Source organism: Streptomyces sp. NPDC059010, assembly GCF_042740355.1.
GTDB lineage: Bacteria > Actinomycetota > Actinomycetes > Streptomycetales > Streptomycetaceae > Streptomyces.
Genome location: NZ_JBHYJA010000018.1, coordinates 138237 through 144315, shown reverse-complemented (window position 1 = coordinate 144315; position 6079 = coordinate 138237). Strand labels below are relative to the sequence as shown.

Here is a 6079-nt window from a genome sequence, read left to right as displayed (position 1 = left end):
GGCGTTACATAACTCATCCACCTCAGCGAGCTGGAGCCGGGGCCCGCCCACCCGCCCCCCCCCCCCTTACACATGCGCCTCATGCATGCGCCTCAGGGACGCAGTGCCCGCAGCAGCAGGTCGGCCAGGTGGTCGGCGACCTGCTGGGGGGTCATCGGGCCGTCCGGGCGGTACCAGGTCGACAGATGGTGGACGGATCCGAAGTGGTAGTCCACCACCAGGTCGGCCGGGGTCGCCTTGGAGAAGACGCCCGACTCCTGACCCTCCTCGACGAGCGCACGGAAGCGTTCGTGGTAGCGCCGGCGCTCGGCGCGCACCTGCTTGTTCTTCTCCGGGCTCAGATGGTGCATCGAGCGGAAGAAGATCATCGCGTCGTCGAGGTTCTCGATGGTCGTGACGACGACGTCGGCGGCCGCGCCTCTGAGCCGCTTCTCGATGGGCTCGTCGGCGTCCGCGAACGCGTCGAGCCGCTCCTGCTGAACGCGCAGCACACGCGCGTACACCTCGTGCAGGAGGTCGTCCTTGGAGCCGAAGTAGTGGTACAGCGCCCCCTTGGTGACGCCGGCCGCCTCGACGATCTCCTGCACCGAGGTGCGGTCGTATCCCCGCTCGGCGAAGAGCCGGGTGGCGGCGGCGAGCAGCCGCTGCGGGACGGGCGTACCGTCACCGTCCGTCGTCCTGGCCACTGTGCCGCCACCTGCCCTTCCGAGATGTTCCGCTTGCCGTGTCGCCGTCTGACGTCTAGCCGTCGTTCGCACGGGAACGAAGTTCCCGACGGAGGATCTTCCCACTTGCCGTCTTGGGCAAGTCGGGCAGGACCTCCACCTGCCGCGGATATTTGTAAGCGGCCAGTCTCTCCCGGCAGTACTCGGCGAGTGCGTCGGGGTCCGTTTCCGCACCCGGACGGAGGCTGATGTACGCCTTGACGGTCTCTCCGCGGTACCCGTCGGGCACCCCCACGACAGCCGCCTCGCGCACCGCGGGGTGGGTGTAGAGCACGTCCTCGACCTCGCGCGGCCACACCTTGAAGCCGGACGCGTTGATCATGTCCTTCTTGCGGTCGACAACGTACAGCCAGCCCTGTTCGTCCATGAACCCGATGTCACCGGTGCGCAGCTCGCCGTCCGGGAAGGTCTCGGCGGTGGCGTCGGGGCGCCGCCAGTAGCCCGGGACGACCTGCGGCCCGCGTACGACGATCTCGCCCTGCTCCCCGAAGGGCACCTCCGCGCCCTGGTCGTCGACGATCCGTACGACGGTCTCGGGACCGGGCAGTCCGACGGCGAGCGTGCCGGAGACCGGGTCGACGGGGGCCTCCAGGCCGGGCGGGACGGAGGCGCAGGGGGCGGTGCACTCCGTGAGCCCGTAGCCGTTGCGGATGTACGGACCGAAGCCGGCCCGGAACTTCTCCACCAGGGCGGGCGGCAGCGGGGCGCCGCCGGAGGAGATCATCCGGAAGGAGGCGAAGTGGTCGCGGGTGACGGCCGGGTGGGCGGCCAGCGCCATGAAGGCGGTCGACGGTCCGACCGTGTAGTGCGGCCCGTGCTCGGCGAACGCGTCGAGCACGACACCCGCCTCGAACCGGTACGCCAGCACCAGCGTCCCCGCGCTGTCGAGACAGGCACCGAGCTGGCAGACCATGCCGGTGATGTGGAACAGGGGCGCCAGCGCGAAGTAGACGGGCGCCTCGGGCAGCTCCAGACCGGTCGCCTGCCGCTCGGAGTTGTACATGATGTTGCCGTGCGTGTTGGTGGCGCCCTTGGGGGTGCCGCTGGTGCCCGAGGTGTAGCTGATCAGCGCGATGTCGGACGGGCCGGCGTCGCGGCCCTCGGGCGCCTTGTGCCCGGCGCGGGCGACGGCCGTCAGGTCGTCGGCGTCGTCGGCCTGCGGCAGCCGCTCGAAGCTCAGCACACGCGCGTCACTGCGCGTTTGGAAGTCCAACTCGCACCCGGTGAGCACGATCCGCACCGGCGATTCGGCCGCCGTCTCGCGCAGATACGACTCCCAGGCCCGGTCGGAACAGATCAGCGCGGCCACCTCGCCGTCCCGCAGGACGTGTGCGACCTCGCCCGACTTGTACATCGGGTTGACGGGCACGACGACCGCCCCCGCCTTCCAGGCGCCGAGCAGGGCGAGCACGAAGTGCGGGGAGTTCTGCAGCAGGATCGCCACCCGGTCGCCGCGCTCCAGGCCGCGGGCGGCGAGGTACCCGGCGACGGAGTCGCTGAGCTCGTCGACCTCGCCGTAGGTCAGGCGGCCGTCGAAGTACGCGAGGAAGACGCGCTCCGGGGTCTCGGCGGCGGCCCGGCGCAGGGCGTGCACGAGGGAGTCGGCGGGGTCGATGGCGGCGCGCTGGGCGTCGCTGAGCAGCGCGAGCCAGGGCTTGGCCGCGTAGCGGGAGGCGGGGGCGTCGGTCACCGGCTCGCCTCCCACTTCTGCTGGAGGTGGTTCATGTTGCCCAGCCAGCGGTCGGGCTCGGCGGCCCGCGCCTGGTAGTAACCGGCGACGTCGGAGTGCGGCAGGATCAGGAAGCGGTCCTCCGCCATCCCCTTGAACAGGGCGTCCGCCACTTCCTCCGGCGCGATGGCGGTGGGCTTCAGCACCAGGTCCCCCGCGCTGCCGGTGGCGTCCAGCATGTCGGTGCGCACGCCCTGCGGACAGATGGCGTGCACCTTGATCCCGCGGTGCCGGTAGGTCAGCGACAGATACTCGGCGAAGGCGTAGGCGCCGTGCTTGGTGACGGCGTAGGGCGCGGCCCCGATCATGGTGAGCAGACCGGCGGCGGAGACGGTGGAGACGAACCGCCCGCTGCCGCGCTCCAGCCAGGCCGGCAGCAGTTCATTGGCGGCACGCACGTGTGCCATGACGTTGACGTCCCAGGACGTCGCCCATGCCTTCTCGTCGACCGCCTGCCCCGTCCCCTCGTCACCGAAGGCGACGCCGGCGTTGGCGCAGTACACGTCGACCACGCCGCCGAGCGCGTCCCGGGCCTCGCCGACCACGGCGGAGGCGTCACCGGGAACGGCGATGCCACCGATCTCATCGGCGACCGCCTCGGCCTTCCCGGCATCCAGATCATTGACGACGACACGAGCTCCCTCAGCGGCGAAGCGCCGGGCAAGAGCCGCCCCGATGCCACCCCCAGCCCCGGTAACGACGACTCCGGCACCTTGAACGGCTTCCACCATCAATCTCCTTCGACTGCGGCTCCCTGGCAGCGACCAGACTAACCGGTCGGTATGTTCCAGGGAAGGGCGACTGCAGCACCCTCGGGGCGCGGGGCTGGATCGATGTGCGGCTCCGCCGCGTGGGCGCGACAAGCCACGACCCACCGGCACCTTTCCCACAACCTGCGGGAGCAATACCGTGCCCCCCATGCGCCTATCCAGACGAGCCCTCCTCGCAGCGACCACGGCAGCAGCATCACTGACCTCCGCCTCCCCGGCCTCCCCGGCCGAGCGCCGCAGGCCCCTGCGCACCGGATTCGAGCGCCTGGCCGCAGACGGCTACGCCCAGCTCAGCGGCCGGCGCGTCGGAATCGTCACCAACCCCACCGGAGTGACCCGGGACGTCCGCCACATCGTCGACGTGATGCACGCGGACGACCGCGTGAACCTGACCGCCGTCTTCGGCCCCGAACACGGCTTCAGGGGCACCGCCCAGGCAGGCGGCTCGGAAGGCCGCTACGACGACCCGGCGACGGGCCTGCCGGTCTACGACACGTACCTGAAGAGCGGCCGCCCCCTCGCCGACATCTTCACCGCCTCCGGCGTCGACACGGTCGTCTTCGACATCCAGGACGTGGGCGCCCGCTTCTACACCTACATCTGGACCCTCTACGACTGCATGGAGGCGGCCCAGCTGGCCGGCAAACGCCTCGTCGTGCTGGACCGGCCGAACCCGGTCACCGGGCGAGCGGCCCAAGGCCCGGTCCTGCACAAGGAGTTCGCCACCTTCGTGGGCCGCCAGCCGATATCCCAGGCGCACGGCATGACGGTCGCCGAGCTGGCACGGCTGTTCAACGCGGAGTTCCTGACCACCCCGGTCCCCCTGGAGACCGTACGGATGACGGGCTGGAAGCGGTCCGAGTTCTACGACGCCTGGGGGCTGCCCTGGGTGCCGCCGAGCCCGAACATGCCCACCCCGGACACCGCCCTCGTCTACTCCGGGACCTGTCTCTTCGAGGGCACGAACCTCTCGGAGGGCCGCGGCACCACCCGCCCCTTCGAACTGCTCGGCGCGGAAGGCATCGACGGCCGCTGGGCGGCGGGGGCCAATGAAATCGGCCTGCCCGGCGTGCACTTCAGGGAGGCGTACTTCGCGCCCACCTTCTCCAAGTTCCAGGGCAAGACCATCGGCGGCGTCCAGATCCACGTCCACGACCGCGCCGCCTACGACCCCGTACGCACCGGAATCGCCCTGCTGGTGACCGCCAAGAAGGCCTGGAGCGGCTTCGGCTGGCGCTCCGACAACTGGATCGACAAACTCACCGGCTCCACCCTCGTCCGCACGATGATCGACGCGGGCGCGAGCACCGAGGAGGTGGTGGCGGGCTGGCAGCAGGAGCTCGCGGCGTTCCGGCGGATGCGCGAGAAGTACCTGCTGTACAAATGAGCGCCCCCCTCGTGGGCCACTGATGGGTGACGACGTATGGCCATTCCTGCCCACTAGCAGGACGATGCGCCCGTATCGCACCACTTCGGGGGACGAGGGGGCCTGGCATGGCGAATCCGGCAGTGAGCGTGACTCCCTACTGGGAGCTGACTTTCGATGCGGACGGGGACCCGGACGCCGGGAAGCGGGACCGGCTGCTGGCCGGGGTGACTCAGCACCACGTACGCGATCTGATCGTCTTCGCGCACGGCTGGAACAACGACCGCTCGGGCGCGACCAGGCTCTACGACCAGTTCTTCGCACCGATCCCGCAGCTCGCGCCCGAGGCGAAGGTCGGATATGTGGGTGTGGTGTGGCCCTCGATGCGGTTCGCGGACGAGCCGATCCCGGACTTTCCGCGGGCGGTGGCCGCCGAGATGCCCCGTCGCCCGGTGCTCGACAAGGACACCCGGCACGCGCTGCTTGAGACCTTCCCGGGGCGGGCGACCGTGATCGACCAGATCGCCCGAATGCTGGATCAACAGCCGCGCGAGGAGGGGGAGTTGGAGGAGTTCGGGCGGCTGGTGCGGCTGCTGGTGGACATCGTGCCGCCGGGGCCTCAGGTGCTGTTCGCGGCGGACACGCTGTGCGAGGGGGTGCCGCAGGACGCGCCGGACATGTTCTCGGGCTCCACCGCGACCCTGTGCGAGGAGTTCGCGCAGGCGCTGACGCTGCTCGAAGCACCGGACGACGCATCGGACGGCGCACCGGACGCGGTCCCGGGCGGCGCGGCCTCCTTCTCGTTGCCGAATCCGTGGGACGGCGCCCACGAGCTGCTGCGGCAGGCGACGTACTACGCGATGAAGCGGCGCGCGGGGACGGTCGGTGAGCGCGGGCTCGGCCGGGTGGTGGGGCAACTGGCCGAGCGGGCGCCTCAGCTGCGGGTGCATCTCGTCGGGCACAGCTTCGGCGCACGGCTGGTGTCGTTCGCGCTGCGCGGACTGCCGAAGGGCGTGCGCTCGGTGAAGTCCGTGACGCTGCTTCAGGGTGCCTTCTCGCACTACGCGTTCGCGTCCCGGCTGCCGCACGACGCCCGCGCGGGCGGTGTACTGGAGGGCCAGCACAACCGTATCGACGGCCCTCTGGTGTGCTGCTACTCACGGCACGACTCGGCCCTGTCCACGATGTATCCGCTGGCCTCCCGCATGGCGGGGGACGCGCGCGGGGTGACGTCCCTGGACATCGGCCGGATGCTCGGCGCCAAGTGGGGTGCGATGGGGCACGACGGGGTACAGGCGGTACCGGGGACGAAGTCGTACCAGCTGGCCGACGCGCTCCGAGCGACGCTCCCGGCGTCGGGGTGCGTGAACGTCGACACGGCGACGGTGGTCAAGCGGGGCGGGCCGCCCGCGGGGGCGCACAGCGACATCGTGCACCGGGAACTGGCGCAGATGGTGCTGGCGGCGGGCCGTATCACGTGACCCGCCGC

The 6079-nt window shown here is 70.7% G+C and carries 5 protein-coding genes; 2 read left to right on the top strand and 3 right to left on the bottom strand.

What is annotated here, in order from left to right; genetic code table 11:
• Positions 1–92: 92 nt before the first annotated feature.
• The 3 genes from ACFWYS_RS21355 to ACFWYS_RS21345 are packed head-to-tail and all read right to left on the bottom strand — an operon-like array spanning position 93 to position 3185.
• A complete protein-coding gene (locus ACFWYS_RS21355; protein WP_384771043.1) occupies positions 93–686 on the bottom strand; it encodes a TetR/AcrR family transcriptional regulator in 594 nt (197 codons plus the stop codon).
• Between the two features lie 55 nt (positions 687–741).
• Positions 742–2415 carry a class I adenylate-forming enzyme family protein gene (locus tag ACFWYS_RS21350; protein ID WP_384771040.1) on the bottom strand — a complete coding sequence of 558 codons (1674 nt, stop codon included), beginning with the start codon at positions 2413–2415 and terminating at the stop codon, positions 742–744.
• Complete coding sequence (locus tag ACFWYS_RS21345) at positions 2412–3185, bottom strand: SDR family oxidoreductase (protein ID WP_384771037.1); 774 nt, start codon at positions 3183–3185, stop codon at positions 2412–2414. Before ACFWYS_RS21345 ends, ACFWYS_RS21350 begins: the two co-directional genes overlap by 4 nt.
• A gap of 187 nt (positions 3186–3372) precedes the next feature.
• Between ACFWYS_RS21345 and ACFWYS_RS21340 the strand changes: the two genes are divergently transcribed.
• A complete protein-coding gene (locus tag ACFWYS_RS21340) occupies positions 3373–4611 on the top strand; it encodes an exo-beta-N-acetylmuramidase NamZ domain-containing protein (RefSeq protein ID WP_384771034.1) in 1239 nt (412 codons plus the stop codon).
• 107 nt (positions 4612–4718) lie between these two features.
• Complete coding sequence (locus tag ACFWYS_RS21335) at positions 4719–6071, top strand: serine-threonine protein kinase (protein WP_384771031.1); 1353 nt, start codon at positions 4719–4721, stop codon at positions 6069–6071.
• Positions 6072–6079: the final 8 nt, after the last annotated feature.